Source organism: Paenibacillus sp. CB74 (assembly GCF_055687625.1).
In genome coordinates, this window is sequence record NZ_CM146009.1 from 6563270 (window position 1) to 6578805 (window position 15536).

Sequence of the window (15536 nt, forward strand, 5' to 3'; positions counted from 1 at the left end):
AAGAGGAGTCCTATTAAGGGCTCCTCTTTATTAATACGTTCAAACTTGCGTTAGAATATGACCTGCTCAAGAAGTGGGCTCTGAAGTAGCCGAGCGAACTTCCTGCCGTTCTTTTTTGGCACGAATGACAAAGCCCCAGCCAATGTTGGCAATGGACAGGACGAACAGGAGCGTAGCAAGCCAACCGGAGTAAGAGATTGTGATTGCTGTAACCGTTAACAAGATAATGGATGAAAACGCGAACCATAAGGATAAACCTTTGCTCATTGGGAAAAACCTCCATCTACAAATTTAGTAAAATTCCGTATAACCTGAAGCCTACGAGCCATAATAATCTTGCAAGCTTGCAATGACATTACAGACACAGATTGAAGGGAGATTATAAATATGGCTCAAGGATCTCGTTCTAACAACTTGGTGGTACCTCAAGCAAATTCTGCATTGCAACAATTGAAAATGGAGGCTGCACAGGAACTGGGTGTAACTATCCCGCAAGATGGTTACTATGGTAACTACACTTCCCGTGAAACAGGATCTTTGGGTGGATATATCACCAAACGTCTGGTACAAATCGCTGAGCAGTCTCTGGCTGGGTCTGGCAAATAATTTATCTTAACCAACAGCAATAAAAGAATAAACAGAAAGCCCGGGGCGGAAACGCTCCGGGCTTTCTCGCGTATCAGTTCCTATAACTGATTGTGCCTTGCCATGCTCACTTCGTCAAGGGCGTGCGGATAAAAGTTTTTTATCCATCTTCTCATCGCTTAACCAGCCTACATACGTATCAATCGTTTCAAAATTCCGGTCCATCACAATTACAGCGACAAATGGATATTGTTTTCGGTGTCGATAACGTACATCTGCCCAGCGGACCTTGTAACCGGCAGGCAGTTCTTCCACTTCTGCCACCGCATAAGAGGTGAAGTAGAGGAAAGCACTGACTTCCGGTGATTTGCGTGAAGCAGCAACGGCCGCATGAGTAGAAGACGAGGCGTGCAGACTCCATACCAGATTAGAACCATCCATTTTGCCGATCACATAACTGCCGTCCTCGACTCGTTTAACCACATGCCAGCGATTCCAGGATATCGTTGGAATGACGATGTATTTAGCCTGTTCTGGGCTATTATCTAAACGTCTGACTTTTCTGACCGCTTGTGCACGAGCAATCGTTCGCCATATATAATATATACCGGTCAAACTATACAGCGTAACGAAGAGTGGTGCAGGGGCGATCAGATCAAAGGCCCATAACAGGATAGCTACGACATGCGTAGTGAATAGAAACGGATCAAAAATATGAATGATGTTCCAGGCGATCCAGCGTTCCGTAAAAGGCCGGGCGGCTTGGGTTCCATAGGTGTTGAACAGATCGGTGAATACGTGAAAGCCTACGGCTACAGCGGTCCAGATGGCAACGTGTCCAATGGGGACACCAGGGAATATCAGGGCAATGACGCCGGTGATGAGCAGAACCCATAACAGGAGAAATGGCAGAGAGTGTGACAAGCCCCGATGATTCCGAATGTAAAGTGAGTTGCTTTTGAGACGTAACGCAGTATCGATGTCAGGGGCCTGGGAGCCAGCAATCGTGCCAACCATTACCGCAGCTGCAAGCATTGGACTCGTTGCGACAACAGGATCAACATAAGCCAGACCAGCTAGACCAATCCCCATGACAAAATGTGTAGAGGTATCCATAAACGTCTCCTTTGTGTGGTGTATCGTTCTAAGGCATATTACTTCTCTATCTAGGTGATACCCATATATAGTGTATAATATCCGTCTGTCCGGATGCAAAACATCCCTAATTTCAAAGTTATGATAATAACTTGGTCCATACCCAATAAATGTACGTAGTTTGTCAAACTATTTTGGCATTTCTTATGATAAACTTTATATCGGAAACAGAGAGAAATTTCATCAGAGTATACGAGGTCAGCTTGTTCCATAAATATGTATGGGCATTGTTACGACAAACCGTTACAATAATATAGAATCTCATAAAAAGTAGGTTTCTTGGAGTACATATGTCACAGTAGATGGATGAAGCCAAACAAATGTGATTTTGGATTTACTTATGTATGCGTATTCATAAGAGAAGATACAGAAGGGACGAGGAAGATGCTGAAAAAGTACATATGGACCTGGATACTACTCGGGCTCGCACTGATTATGGTTGTGTATCTGATGTGGGGCACATTATTTGTCAGTAAGGAGAAATTACCCGAGATTCGCGAGATCCAATCCTTTTCCATGGAAAATGTAGATGGCAGTACGGTATCACTGGAGGATACTCAAGGGAAAGTCCGTTTGTTCTACTTTTATTTCACCAGTTGTCCGGATGTCTGCCCTATTACGACGTTCACGTTATCCCAAGTGCAGGATCTGTTGAAAGAGGACGACACCTTCGGTAAAGATGTCTCGTTTGTATCCATTTCATTCGACCCGAAAGTCGATACGAGAGAGAAGATTAAGACGTTTGCGGATCGCTTTCATGCGGATTATTCCGGATGGTACTTCTTGCGAGGGGATATGGACAAAACAAAACAGTTCGCCAGGGATTCATTCCAGATCCTGATTGAAGGCGAGAATAAAGACGATTTTGCCCATATGAACATGATTGGCTTGGTGGATCAGAATAACCAGCTGCGCAAGGTATATAATGCGTTTAATACAGAGGACGTTGTACCTGCTGTCATTGCCGAGGATATTCGCAATCTGATCAAGGAATAATCACTGGATAACTGTAAAGGCTGCCTTCAGGTTGGATATCAACCTAAGGCAGCCTTTTGGCATTTCTTTTAAAAGGAAGGATGTTCAGGGTATTGGATGTATGTCTCTAACCCGGCTTTCTCCAGCTGGGCAATGATATACTCATCAGGTGTTCCTTCCACACCCGCATATCCTCGTCGTGTATACATCTGTACTGCATCCGGGAATGCATCCCGAAGCACACCTCTAATTTTTTTGCCGGAACTGTCATTATCCATAAATAAATAAACTTCATCATACCCGACTTGTTTACGCAATGTCTCCAGCTTAAGTGAATTAAGCGTTCCAAACGTGCATAAAATGTTGATTTCGGGTCCAACCAGACGTTTCAGTTTGCTTCGATCATTCTTACCTTCCACAATGACATGAATAGGCATGATATTCACCTCTTGTTCGAGAGCTTATGTCGACATTCCCCGGGAAATGTTACAGCGAAAATCGACGGATTATATAAAATGGACCCCTTTTCTTTACACTGTTCACCACGCGGACAGGAGCACCTTGGATTTCTAAATTCTTTTTCATTTACATCAGGAAATAAATCTGATCAATAGTGGCCGTTACGGTTACGGATCGTTTCTTCGATCGCTGTTGTCTCCAAATTTCTGATTGATTTTTTATAGGTTGAAATGTGGAGACAAAGGCGAACGCTACCGCTTCTTCAAAATCGATTCCGTCCCCTTCACTACTTCCAATGATCGTCCATACCTAATGATGATATTTAAGAAAAAGTTGAAATCTTGAAGACAGCGCTTATGCCTTTTAGGCCGTTCCGTTCGTGTGTAAAACGTTAGTCCATTTTATATAGTTTAGCTGTAAATGGGGGAATGATGCAAAGCTAATGAAAATACAGGCCTAACTGCTGTCATAACGTAAGGAGAGAGAGACTGATCGAAATTTAATTGAATATACTTTTCGGATCGGCGAGGGAAGCTTCGCGTCTGGATGTATAGTATGGAAGCAGCAGCATACCTATCATTAACAAAACAAAGGCGATGAAATAGGGCGATAACCCGACACGGAGTTGTCCAGCCGTGATGGGGCCGATAAATGAGCCGATGGAAGTGGCGATGGATTGCAGCGAGAAAATGCGGCCTAACCTGCTTCCACCGCTCAGACGGATAAATAGGGTAGCCATAGCTGGAAAGATAATGCCTTTGGACATTCCGAGTACAAATAATACGGTAGACAACGGAATTTGCGGAATGGCGGCCATTGCAAAAAAGCACAAGGACATCAGCAGCACACCCGCAACCAGACGCAGCTTGGGGGAATACCGGTTAAGAAATAACATGCTCAGTGTGAAGAGCGCTCCAATACTGATAATGGAAAATAACAACCCGGTAGACATGATGGACGATTGCCCTCCTCCCCGCAGGGGTAGCTCGAAGAAGAGAATCCCTTGAGCACAAGCAATAACCAGAGGCAGGGCAAAATAGCGCCAGGACACCGGAAGGAATGCACTTTTGGTATCTACTGGTGAAACGTCAGGTTTGGCAGGTTCAGTCACTCTCTCATGCTGCTTAACGATGCCACGAGGCATGGTCATGAAAGCAATCACACCTGTGAGAATGAGCAAGTAACCCAAACCTGAGAATGTAGCAGAGAATCCCATGGAACCCACAATGATCGCCCCGGCTGCGGGAGATACCACAGACGCGAGGGTATGTACTACCCCGTGTCCTGACATATACTTCCCCTGCTTCACCGGATCACTGGATAACTGGGCAAGCAGGGCGAGACATGCAGGAGACAGGAAGGCCAGCACAAAACCGCTGATGGAACGCAGTGCCAGCAGTTGCCAAGGGGTATGGACATAGGCTTGCAGGAGCAGGATGACTCCTGCCCCAAGCAGACTGAATACAATGTAGCGGCGACTGCCATGTTTATCGATTTGTGTTCCGGCAATGAGATTGCCAGGAAGATGCGTTAAGGAATAGATACCCATCATCCAGCCAATGAAAGTAGGGGCGGCTCCCAGCGAGATGGCAAAAGGGGTCAGAATGGGATACTGGGCGTGCAGATCGAATACAGCAAGGAACAAAAACAGGTATAGCCAGATGGCCGTTTTCACATAAGCCCCTCCTTGTTAAGCGATGCATGTGCAAACTACAGGTCTTGAACGTGTTCCCGTTCGCCAGCAGAACCTTATGGTACTACTTGTACGCCTAGCAGGACGAACTTAGACCGTTTATTTTTTAGGGAGAGGGCTTAGCTGACAGCGGCTTCGGAAATCATGTATAATATTCGGGAGTGTTATGAATGAATTCAAATACGGAAGGTGTAGTCATGAACATAGAAGTAATCAAAGAGTTTCTGATGCAGAACTGGTTGGTGATCGTGGTTGCATTGATCATATTGTTCTTTGTTCTGAATGTGGTCAAAACCGTATTGAAATGGTTGATTGCCATCATCATTATTGCGGCTCTACTGATATACAGTGGCATCTCCATTGATCAGATCAAACAAACAGTGACAGACGTGCAATCCAGTACGATGGACACATTGAAGAAAGAAGCAACCAGCATGATGCTTAAGGAAGCTTCCAAAGCGACATACGTCAAAGGACAGGATGGAGCGTTCACTATCACAAGTCCCAATGTGGAGATTAAAGGCAGAACACAATCGGATAAAGTCGATGTGACCTTCCGCGGCATTTCACTTGGGGAATGGAAACTCGACAATGAAACGATACGTACGTTTGTCGAACAGGCACAGGAGAACAAAACAGCACCAGCATCGTAGTAAAGGGGGAATCGGTACGTGCTGCAGAATTGGCTGGACAGCCTGAAGGAATTGAATGGCATCACGATTATGCTGCTGCTGATTGTGGCTGCTTCTTTATTGCAGGGTTGGTCCAGAGGGGCTTCTCGTTCAGCAGGCAGACTCTTCGGGTTCCTGATGGATGGCATTATGGCGGTTATTGGTATTCTGTTATCGATCGGTTTAACGTTATGGCTTGCACCATATGTACAGCAGTGGTTGTCTGAGTATGCTTCAGCCATGCCTAATCGTGAGTTGAACCGGTGGGAACAGATGTATTATACGTTGGTTACGGCGATCGCAGATTTTCCACTGATGCGGTTCGCTGTATTATTTGTACTGAGTTATGGACTCATCCGATTGGTTCTCGGATTGCTCTCTTCATTTATTTTCAGCAGCAGGCAGGGGTCAGCCGAGGAAAGTGCGCCGAAAGGTATGCTTAGTCGGCTGACGGGTGCAATCATTGGCACCATCATAGGCTCCGTCCGTGGAATGATTGTCATTGCGGTCTTGTTCATGATTGTCAGTCTTTACCCCGGGAGCATGTTCAGCCGATATGTGGAGGCATCTCCAATCTATATGCAAGGGGCCAAATCGGTAATTGAACCGTTGTCTGGTACGTTTATCAAGGACAAGCTGCCCGTATTCACGCAGGCTGTGCAGAAGGAACTGGGCGGCATCCTGCAACGCAAATATGAAGTCATTGACCACAATATTCCGACGGATATTGAATCTGCCGCGAAAGAAATTGTCAAAGGCCAATCGACAGATGAAGCCAAAGCAAGAGCGTTATACGACTGGGTAGGTTCACGTATTCAGTATGACTATGGTAAAGTGGATGACTATGAACAAAAGGGCATATGGCATGAACAGAATCCGCAGAATACATTTGATACACGCAAAGGTGTATGTATTGATTATGCCCGTCTCTATGCTGTTATGGCCCGTTCACAAGGGCTTGAAGTCAAAGTGGTTACAGGACTTGGGTATAACGGTCAGGGCGGATACGGTCCGCATGCATGGAATGAAGTGTATTTAAGCGATTCCGAGAGCTGGGTCCCGCTTGACCCGACATGGGCGATCAGTGGAGACTGGTTCAATCCTCCGAATTTTGCCGACACCCATCTGAAGGATCAATCAGCTTAACATTACTACGGACATGGGTCCGGAATATGACGACGTTGCCAGGTTATCATGCCGGAAAGAATCAGTTTGAGCGGTATGCATCAAGTCATGAAAGAGGTAGGATGGATGAAAAAGCATTCCAATGAGAAGGATGAACTTACAGACAAACGGCGATTCAGTTACCGAATGAACGTATTTTTCTTCGCTTCCTTTGTTATTTTTAGCGTTATTATTGTACGTTTGGCTTTTTTGCAATTTGTCGAAGGGCCTGAACTCAGTCAGGAAGAAGCAAGTAACATTACCAAGGATGTACCGCTTCCTCCTGTGAGAGGTACGATCTATGATTCTACTGGTGAGGTGAAATTGGCTTACTCCAAGCCCATTCAGTCTCTATACCTGACGCTGTATAAGAATTATGGGGATGTTGATGGGAAACCGAGTCCTAACATAGGGGAAGTGCAGGATATTGCAACCCGATTGCATGATGTGTTTGAACAGTACAAATCGAAGGATTCAGAGTCACTTACAGTGGAACAGATCATTGAAGAGATGGACTTGAACTCCCGCAAAGCGAACGGTTTTATGCCACGCCTGATCAAGAGTGATCTTTCCGAGGGAGAAGTCGCTTATTTCCTTCAGCACAAGGACGAGTTCAAAGGTATTCAGATCGTCGAGGAGAGTGTACGGTTCTATGATCCGGATACGGTAGCAGTTCAGACGATCGGTTATCTGAAGAAATTTAAAAGTTCGAAAACTTTGAATAAATACAAAGAAGTGGACGAGGCCAACAAAACGCAAACGGACCCGGGCCTGGTGTATACGGAAAATGAATTTGTAGGTTTTGATGGACTTGAGCTGCAATATCAGGATGCTCTCCGCGGCAAAAGCGGATATACATCCGTTGATGTTGATTTGCGTAACTTGCCTGAAGGTGTGGCTGGTTCTACCCCGCCGGAGAAAGGTTACGACCTGATTTCCAGCATTAACAAGAACGTTCAGGTGAAAACAGAACAGGCCATTCTGGATCAGTTGAGTTGGCTTCATCGGAACCCAGTGTCGGGTAAATTACACCCGAACGCCAAAACAGGCTTTGCGGTTGCTATGGAAGTGGATACTGGGAAAATTGTTTCTGCGGCCAGTATGCCGGATTATGATACTAACGTATGGAGAACTGGCGGTATAAGCAATGAAGATTACGATAAAATAAAATATATCTATCAAAATGGTACGATCCGAGGCTTCCCGCCAGATGATACAGGCAAGCGGGCTGAGTCTGTAGTCTTGCTCGGTTCCACGATCAAACCGCTGAGTGTATTGATTGGTTTGAAAGAGGGTTTCTTTACGACCAATACCGTTTATCAGGATAGAGGTTCAACGACCTTTGGTGGAGACAACCGTAGAGTGCAGAACTCATCAGGGCATGTGTACGGTGCGATGCGTCCGCATGATGCGATTCGTCATTCCTCGAACGTGTTCATGATCGACGAGATCGGAAAGAAGCTGTATTCGCAGTATGGTGCAGAAGGTATCAACGTATGGGATAAATACATGAAGCAGTTTGGGCTTGGCGTGAAGACGGAAGTTGATCTGCCGAATGAATATCCTGGTTATTTGGAGTATATCCGAAGTGAAGAGAGCTCCCTCACTAAACTTGTGTATGCCTCCTTTGGTCAGCAAGGAAAATATACAACCATGCAGTTGGCACAGTACACCACGATGCTTGCGAACAAAGGAAAACGGATGGAACCGCAATTGGTTAACGAGTTCCGGGATTCGGAAGGTAATGTGGTTGAGAAAGTTAAACCGAAGGTACTCAGCACGGTAGATTTTAACGACGCCTACTGGAACGAGGTGCAACGAGGCATGGCCACCGAAGTTTCGGCATTTAGTGGCTTCCCGTATGATTTTGCCAGAAAAACAGGTACATCGACGCAACTCGTCGGCGGTAAACTGGTGGATAACGGGGTATTTATCGCCTATGCACCACGTAATAATCCGAAGCTTGCTGTCGCTGTGGTTATCCCCGAAGGGGGCTTTGGTTCGAGCAGTGCGGCTCCGGTTGCACGTGCGATCTTCGATGCCTATGACGAGGAATTCGGTCTTGATGGTGTACCGAAAAAGGACAAAAATAAAGATTCAGAATCGGAATCAGGCACACAGTGATGTGCAGCGCTGGTTACAGAGAGGACCCTTCGTGGGTCCTCTTTTTTGTTTTTACAAGGAGAATGGATCGTAAGAGTGAACTATTTAGTTGCATTAATATGTAACCATATGAGCTGTACCACGTTTATATAAGGGAAGGGTAAACGCGATCTGGAGAACGGGACAAACGTTGATATGTCAGTGTTTACATTGAAATCAATAGATTGGGTAGTGTACGTTTCTGTTTACGAAAATGTAACCAAAAATTGAAAGACGTGACAGCTATCTTTTGGTAGACTTGTATGAGATAGGATTAAATAGGGGATTGAACACGTTCACAAGACAGATTAAATATTTTTATTTTTATAGAGGAACGGGAGAGGCTTAAAACATGTTTAACCGATTGAGGAAGAAACCCATGACTGAGGAAGATACACCCGTCAACAAGCCTTCCACCGCAAGGCTGAATCTGTTTTTTTTCGCGGCATTTGTCATATTCAGTATTCTTATTTTCAGATTAGCCTTTGTGCAGTTTGTGGAGGGTCCTGAACTGACGTATATGGAAACGAGTCGTAATACCAAAGACATTCCACTCGCACCTGTTCGCGGTCCCATCTATGATGCGACAGGGGAAGTCGCGCTCGCTTATTCAGAACCTGTACAGTCCCTGTATGTGCTGTTATATGAGGATTATCGGAACGATGAACGTAGACAGGAAGCAGAGGAACTGGCTCATGATCTGGCGGCTGTGTTTAAGCAGTTTAATCCAGGGGACAAGGAGCAGCCGGATGCAGAAGAGATCATCAAACGATTGGATCTGGACTACCAGAAAACGTTTGGATATGTGCCGAGGCTGGTGAAGTCTGATCTATCGACCAAAGAGATTGCCTTTTTCATGGAGAAAAAAGCGGAGTATCCGGGCGTTATGGTGCTGGAAGAAAACATACGGAAATATGACCCGGATGGTGTAGCCGTTCAGATTGTGGGTTACACACGAGAGTTTAAACGGGCACCAGATTCCATTGCCAAATATAAAGCCATCCGCGAGGGGGCAAGTAACCAACGTGATCCTGGTCTTGTGTACCATGAGGAGGAGAAGGTTGGCTTTGATGGGCTCGAGCTGCAATATCAGGAAGAACTCCGTGGACGAAGCGGATATCAGTCCATTGATATTGACGCACGTAATCTGCCGGATGGAACGATGCTACAGACTCCACCGGAGAAAGGTTACAGTCTGGTTTCCACCATCAACAAGGAAATTCAGATGGCCGCCCAAGAGGCGATAACGGACGAACTGCGCAGACTCCCGAAGGCAATTACGGGATATGCAGTAGCCATGGAAGTGGATACGGGAAATGTGGTAGCGATGGCGAGTATGCCGGATTATGATCCGAACGATTGGGATTATGACAAAATCAAGTATGTGTTTCGAAACGGAACCACCGAGTCGTTCCCACCGAATGATGCCAAGCCTAGTCGTGCGGAATCCGTAGTACTTCTTGGATCGGTAATCAAACCGCTAAGTGTGCTGATTGGATTGAAAGAGGGATTATTTACAGCAGGACAGACCTATCATGATCAGGGATATGCCATTCTGGGGAAAGATGGACGACAAGTAAAGAACTCGCATTCTGCTTATAATGGTTCTATTACGGCGAGAAGAGCGATCGAGAAATCCTCCAATGCGTTTATGATCGATATGGTAGGTAAACGTTTGTTAAGCAAATATGGCTCGGATAAAGGAATTGATATCTGGGACAAACACATGAAGGAATTTGGCTTGGGTGTGTCCACTGGTGTAGATCTGCCTAATGAATTTCTGGGTAGGCTAGAATATAATAATGAAGACGAATCAGCTCTAACACGTTTGGCGTTTGCCTCATTTGGTCAGCAAGCCAAGTATACCACGATGCAACTCGCCCAATACACGACCATGCTTGCCAATAAGGGCAAACGGATGGAGCCTCACTTAGTGAAGGAAATCCGTGACGCGGACGGCAATGTAGTGAAGGAGATCAAACCTAAAGTACTCAATGAAGTTGATTTTGCCGATGCGCACTGGAATGAAGTGCATAAAGGAATGGTTACCAAAGTAAGTTCATTTGACGGTTTCCCTTACGATTTTGCTCGGAAAACAGGAACGTCAGAGCAGGGGACCGGACCGAACAAAAAAGAGAATGGTGTATTTATCGCCTTTGCACCACGAGATAATCCAAAGCTTGCTGTAGCTGTTGTTGTACCTGAAGGTGGGTTCGGGTCAGTCAGTGCGTCGCCGATTGCACGGAAAATCTTCGATGCATACGATGAAGTGTACGGTCTTGACGGAACACCAAAAGGGAAAAAAGACGAAGCAAAAGACAAAGAGTAACGCAAAGAACATCGCGGGAATCAGCTCTTTTAGCATTGTAACCAAAAGGTTCATGAAGTGAATTAAATGTATATGAGGACAGGCAGGGGAAATAATCCCTTGCCTTTTTTTTTGGCTTCGGATAAAATTTGCACAAGGGAAACATTATTAGTCTTGATTAAAACTTAATACCTTGTACAACAAAATTAGATGTGGACAATACTTTTAGGAGAGGGAAAGGGGACGATTGAATTGTTAATGGTGAAGATGAGGAGTATTCAGAGGGGAGTCATCACGCTAGCGGTTCTGGTGCTGGTTGTCGTACTTTCAGCATGTTCAAGTGATGCGGAGACGAGCAACGACGGCAAGCTGCAAGTAACCGCTACAACGGGCATGATCGCTGACGTAGCACGTGAGGTAGGCGGAGCATATGTTGAGGTTACCGGGCTCATGGGCCCGGGCGTTGACCCCCACTTGTACAAGGCATCCCAAGGTGATATTCGCAAGCTGGAACAAGCAAAAGTCATTTTCTATAATGGACTGCATCTCGAAGGCAAAATGACAGACATTTTGGAGAAAATGTCCTCAAGCAAGCTGGTTACAGCCGTTACAGAGACCATTCCAGTCGAGGAGTTACACTCAGGCAAAGATACAGGCGGCACCGAATATGACCCACACGTCTGGTTTAACGTCAGCCACTGGATGCATGCGACAGAAGCTGTACGCGATACACTCGTGGAGGCGGACCCGGATCATGCGGAAGAATACAAGGCTCAGGCAGAGGCATACCTGGCGAAGCTCAAAGATCTGGATACCGAGGTACGTGAGAAGATTCTGGAGATTCCGGAAGCAAGCCGGGTATTGGTCACGGCACATGATGCATTTGGGTATTTCGGTCAAGCTTATGGCATGAAAGTGATGGGGCTTCAGGGCATTAGTACAGCAGCCGAATACGGTGCAAAAGATGTTAGCGAACTGAGGGATTATCTCGTGGATAACCATATCAAAGCCGTTTTTGTTGAATCAAGTGTGCCTGCCAAAGCGATGGAAGCCATTATTGCCGGAGCAGCTCAAAAAGGGCATACAGTGAACATTGGTGGAGAACTGTTCTCGGATGCCATGGGGGCTGAAGGAACGGAAGAAGGCACATACATCGGTATGATTCGCCACAATGTTGAGACGATTGTAGAAGCCCTGAAATAATGAATCCTATGAAGAGAGGAGTTACAGGATTATGAATGATACAACTTTATCGGAACAAACTCCTACGAATCTGAACAACAGCCACTTGCAGGGAACGCTGCCTACGTCGGCTCCTCTTAGTGTGAGGGATCTGGCCGTGGCCTATCACAAAAAGCCGGTGCTTAGCAGCGTATCCTTCGATATCCCTGAAGGGCAGCTTATCGGAATACTCGGACCGAATGGTGCCGGAAAATCAACCCTGATCAAAGCCGTTCTGGGACTGGTACCGAAGATGCATGGTGAGGTACGGATCTTCGGACAATCGTACCGGGAACAACGTCGTCGCATCGGTTATGTACCCCAACGGGAATCGGTCGACTGGGATTTCCCTACGCATGCACTCGATGTAGTCATGATGGGACGGTATGGTCATCTGGGCTGGTTCCGTCGTCCGGGGAAAAAGGAGCGGGACCTGGCAGCACACTGCCTGGAACAAGTCGGCATGGGCGATTACATGTACCGGCAGATCAGCCAGCTGTCGGGTGGACAGCAGCAACGTGTCTTTCTGGCGCGGGCACTCGTGCAAGACGCAGATCTGTATTTCATGGATGAGCCGTTTGCAGGTGTGGATGCCACCACGGAGAAAGCGATCATTTCCCTGTTGGAGCAGTTGAAGAAACAAGGCAAGACGGTACTTGTCGTTCACCATGATCTGGCGACAGTCGAGGAATACTTCGACCATGTGCTGCTGCTCAATGGACGACTGGTGGCTGGCGGACCGACAAGTGAAGTATTTGTACCAGATACACTGCAAGAGACGTACGGAGGCCGGATTGCCATGATCGGAAGCCGGACGGAGAAAGGCCAGGTGTAGTACATGTGGAACTGGATCATTGCCATCTTGTCCGACCCCAATACCCGTTGGATATTGCTTGGCTGTCTGTTGCTCGGATTCAGTAGTGGAATTATTGGCTCCTTCACCTTCCTTCGTAAGCAGAGTCTGATGGGGGACACCCTTGCTCATGCTGCTCTGCCTGGGATCTGTATTGCATTTATGTTAACGGAAACGAAGTCTGTAGGGTTATTCCTGTTCGGTGCTCTGGTGGCCGGTATCGTTGCTACCTTCGGAATTTCGTGGATTACACGCTACTCCCGGATCAAACAGGATGCGGCGATGGGCATTGTGTTGACCGTATTTTTTGGGATTGGTGTAGTGATGCTGACGCGCATCCAGCATGGAGCGAGCGGAAGCCAAAGCGGACTTGATAAATATTTGTTTGGGCAGGCGGCATCCATGGTCATGACGGATGTGTATGTCATGGGTGGTGTATGTCTCGTATTGCTGATTGCCTGTCTGGCCTGGTTCAAGGAATTCAAACTGGTGAGTTTTGACCCGGGATTTGCACGAGGTATGGGACTGCCAGTAGCCATGTTAGAGCAGCTCATCCTGCTCTTGACGGTGATCGCGGTGGTGGCCGGGATTCAGGCCGTTGGTGTGGTGCTTGTTGCAGCCTTGCTGGTAACTCCGGCAGCAGCGGCACGTTGCTGGACCGACTCACTCGCACTGATGGTGGTGTTGGCAGGCATATTTGGTGCATTGAGTGGAGCAACAGGAACCATCTTCAGCACGCTTGTACCTAATCTGCCGACAGGACCTGTAACCGTTCTTGCGGCTACGGTGTTGTTTGCCGGATCAGCCTTGCTCGCACCGCGTCGTGGATTATTAGCCAGGCGGTTACGTAGTATTCAGGCGAAGTCCGCATATATGCGTGAAGAGCGGGCTACACTTCAGACTCTCGCCACACAGCGGAATCAGCAGGAACGGGGGGAGATGTAATGGCAACATTTTGGATTATCTTGACGGCCGTACTGGTTTCTTCTGCCTGCGCCATCCTCGGTTGTTTTCTGATCCTGCGGCGAATGGCTCTGGTCGGTGATGCGATCAGCCATGCGGTTCTCCCTGGTATTGCGATTGCTTTCCTGTGGAGCGGTTCCAGAGATTCGTTATGGATGCTGCTCGGTGCCACCGTGTTTGGTCTACTGACGGTATTCTTCATACAGAGTTTGCAGGCGGGTGGACTCTCGTCAGATGCCTCCATCGGAATTGTGTTCACAGCACTCTTCGCAGTAGGCGTCATTCTGATTAGTCTAAACGCTCAGCACATCGATCTGGATCTGGACTGTGTCTTGTTCGGCGAGATCGCTTATGTGCAGTGGGATACGCTAACCCTTGGGGGCACAGATGTGGGGCCGAGGGCAGTCTGGATGCTTGGTATCACGTTACTCGTTATCCTCGTCGTCATTGGGCTGTTCTACAAACAGTTCAAGCTATGTGCCTTCGATCCGGCGCTGGCTGCTGCCTGTGGCATTCCAGTAGTGCTGTTCCACTATCTGCTCATGGGACTCGTTTCCATGACATCCGTAGCTTCATTTGAAAGTGTGGGTTCAATTCTCGTGGTGGGCATGCTGATTGTACCTGCGGCGACGGCGTACCTGCTCACAGATCGTCTGGGCAAAATGATTCTGTATGCCGTCTTGATCGGAGCAGCTTCCTCGGTTGGAGGTTACATCATGGCATACGCCCTGGATGCTTCCATCGCGGGCTGCATGGTGGCAGTAGCTGGGATTTTGTTTGTTCTCGCACTGCTGCTGTCCCCGAAACATGGCATCGTATTCCGTTACGCTCGTCGCAAATTCGCAGCACGGTAATTAAAGTTTAAATTGAATTATAGGTGAATAAACAAAATTATAACAATGAGGGTGTCCCATAAGTCATGAATATGACGAGGGACATCCTCATTTAGTGTTATTTTGTTTTAATGAACCTGATACACGCTATTCGCTCCCATTTGCCCAGATCTGAGAACTAACGAACTATAGAAAAGCTATTTCGTCGATTTACTGGTTTTTATAGGTTGGGAAGCCCTGTTATGACGAAATAGCGTTAGTGAGGTTCGTTAAATCTTGCAACCGTTGATGATGCGCCTTTTAAGGTGCGGTAGGTTCGTTAGCACTTGGAGCGAGGCGGCGTTCCTTCTGAGACAGCCCCTTTCTACGTGTCTGGACGTATGACTTCGAAAAGGGCAACCGGATATAAGATATACAATATAAAATGATATTGTAGCGTCATACTGCCGATTACGGGTTATTTTGTTGCATACAGATGATCTGTGGTAAAATGTCGTTAGCTGTGACGTCCGGA

Annotated in this window: 14 protein-coding genes; 10 read left to right on the forward strand and 4 right to left on the reverse strand. The window is 46.9% G+C overall.

The window, feature by feature from the left end; genetic code table 11:
• Positions 1 to 66 precede the first annotated feature (66 nt).
• The gene (locus ACX9NY_RS28980; RefSeq protein ID WP_253440716.1) at positions 67 to 267 is read right to left on the reverse strand and encodes a hypothetical protein; all 201 of its coding nucleotides are present in this window, start codon (positions 265 to 267) and stop codon (positions 67 to 69) included.
• 120 nt (positions 268 to 387) lie between these two features.
• On the opposite strand from ACX9NY_RS28980, the gene ACX9NY_RS28985 reads away from it, so the two are divergent.
• Positions 388 to 606 (forward strand): alpha/beta-type small acid-soluble spore protein, encoded by a 219-nt coding sequence (locus ACX9NY_RS28985; RefSeq protein WP_024634589.1) that lies wholly within the window; start codon positions 388 to 390, stop codon positions 604 to 606.
• A 114-nt stretch (positions 607 to 720) separates the two neighbouring features.
• On the opposite strand, the gene ACX9NY_RS28990 is transcribed toward ACX9NY_RS28985, so the two are convergent.
• Positions 721 to 1701 (reverse strand): metal-dependent hydrolase, encoded by a 981-nt coding sequence (locus tag ACX9NY_RS28990; RefSeq protein WP_339237566.1) that lies wholly within the window; start codon positions 1699 to 1701, stop codon positions 721 to 723.
• Positions 1702 to 2124: 423 nt separating this feature from the next.
• Here ACX9NY_RS28990 and ACX9NY_RS28995 point away from each other — a divergent pair, with 423 nt between their 5' ends.
• Positions 2125 to 2736 carry an SCO family protein gene (locus ACX9NY_RS28995; RefSeq protein ID WP_339237563.1) on the forward strand — a complete coding sequence of 204 codons (612 nt, stop codon included), beginning with the start codon at positions 2125 to 2127 and terminating at the stop codon, positions 2734 to 2736.
• A gap of 68 nt (positions 2737 to 2804) precedes the next feature.
• Here the strand turns inward: ACX9NY_RS28995 and ACX9NY_RS29000 are convergent, their stop codons facing one another.
• Both ACX9NY_RS29000 and ACX9NY_RS29005 read right to left on the reverse strand, forming a co-directional pair.
• Entirely contained in the window at positions 2805 to 3152 is a 348-nt protein-coding gene (locus ACX9NY_RS29000) for a toprim domain-containing protein (protein WP_192135859.1), read from the reverse strand.
• Between the two features lie 521 nt (positions 3153 to 3673).
• Positions 3674 to 4849 carry an MFS transporter gene (locus ACX9NY_RS29005; RefSeq protein ID WP_472476450.1) on the reverse strand — a complete coding sequence of 392 codons (1176 nt, stop codon included), beginning with the start codon at positions 4847 to 4849 and terminating at the stop codon, positions 3674 to 3676.
• A 188-nt stretch (positions 4850 to 5037) separates the two neighbouring features.
• On the opposite strand from ACX9NY_RS29005, the gene ACX9NY_RS29010 reads away from it, so the two are divergent.
• The 8 genes from ACX9NY_RS29010 to ACX9NY_RS29045 all read left to right on the forward strand — a co-directional run bounded on the left by ACX9NY_RS29010 (position 5038) and on the right by ACX9NY_RS29045 (position 15043).
• Positions 5038 to 5520, forward strand: coding sequence for an ATPase (locus ACX9NY_RS29010; RefSeq protein WP_278298351.1), 483 nt, complete (start codon positions 5038 to 5040; stop codon positions 5518 to 5520).
• 69 nt (positions 5521 to 5589) lie between these two features.
• The gene (locus ACX9NY_RS29015) at positions 5590 to 6684 is read left to right on the forward strand and encodes a transglutaminase domain-containing protein (RefSeq protein ID WP_446723792.1); all 1095 of its coding nucleotides are present in this window, start codon (positions 5590 to 5592) and stop codon (positions 6682 to 6684) included.
• A 105-nt stretch (positions 6685 to 6789) separates the two neighbouring features.
• Entirely contained in the window at positions 6790 to 8826 is a 2037-nt protein-coding gene (locus tag ACX9NY_RS29020) for a peptidoglycan D,D-transpeptidase FtsI family protein (protein ID WP_472476452.1), read from the forward strand.
• 370 nt (positions 8827 to 9196) lie between these two features.
• The gene (locus ACX9NY_RS29025) at positions 9197 to 11173 is read left to right on the forward strand and encodes a peptidoglycan D,D-transpeptidase FtsI family protein (protein WP_472476454.1); all 1977 of its coding nucleotides are present in this window, start codon (positions 9197 to 9199) and stop codon (positions 11171 to 11173) included.
• 237 nt (positions 11174 to 11410) lie between these two features.
• Positions 11411 to 12355, forward strand: coding sequence for a metal ABC transporter solute-binding protein, Zn/Mn family (locus ACX9NY_RS29030; RefSeq protein ID WP_339243203.1), 945 nt, complete (start codon positions 11411 to 11413; stop codon positions 12353 to 12355).
• 31 nt (positions 12356 to 12386) lie between these two features.
• Positions 12387 to 13208 carry a metal ABC transporter ATP-binding protein gene (locus tag ACX9NY_RS29035; protein WP_253440698.1) on the forward strand — a complete coding sequence of 274 codons (822 nt, stop codon included), beginning with the start codon at positions 12387 to 12389 and terminating at the stop codon, positions 13206 to 13208.
• 3 nt (positions 13209 to 13211) lie between these two features.
• A complete protein-coding gene (locus ACX9NY_RS29040; RefSeq protein ID WP_339237544.1) occupies positions 13212 to 14171 on the forward strand; it encodes a metal ABC transporter permease in 960 nt (319 codons plus the stop codon).
• A complete protein-coding gene (locus tag ACX9NY_RS29045; protein WP_047841304.1) occupies positions 14171 to 15043 on the forward strand; it encodes a metal ABC transporter permease in 873 nt (290 codons plus the stop codon). The genes ACX9NY_RS29040 and ACX9NY_RS29045 overlap by 1 nt, the downstream gene beginning before the upstream one ends.
• The last annotated feature ends 493 nt before the right edge of the window (positions 15044 to 15536 follow it).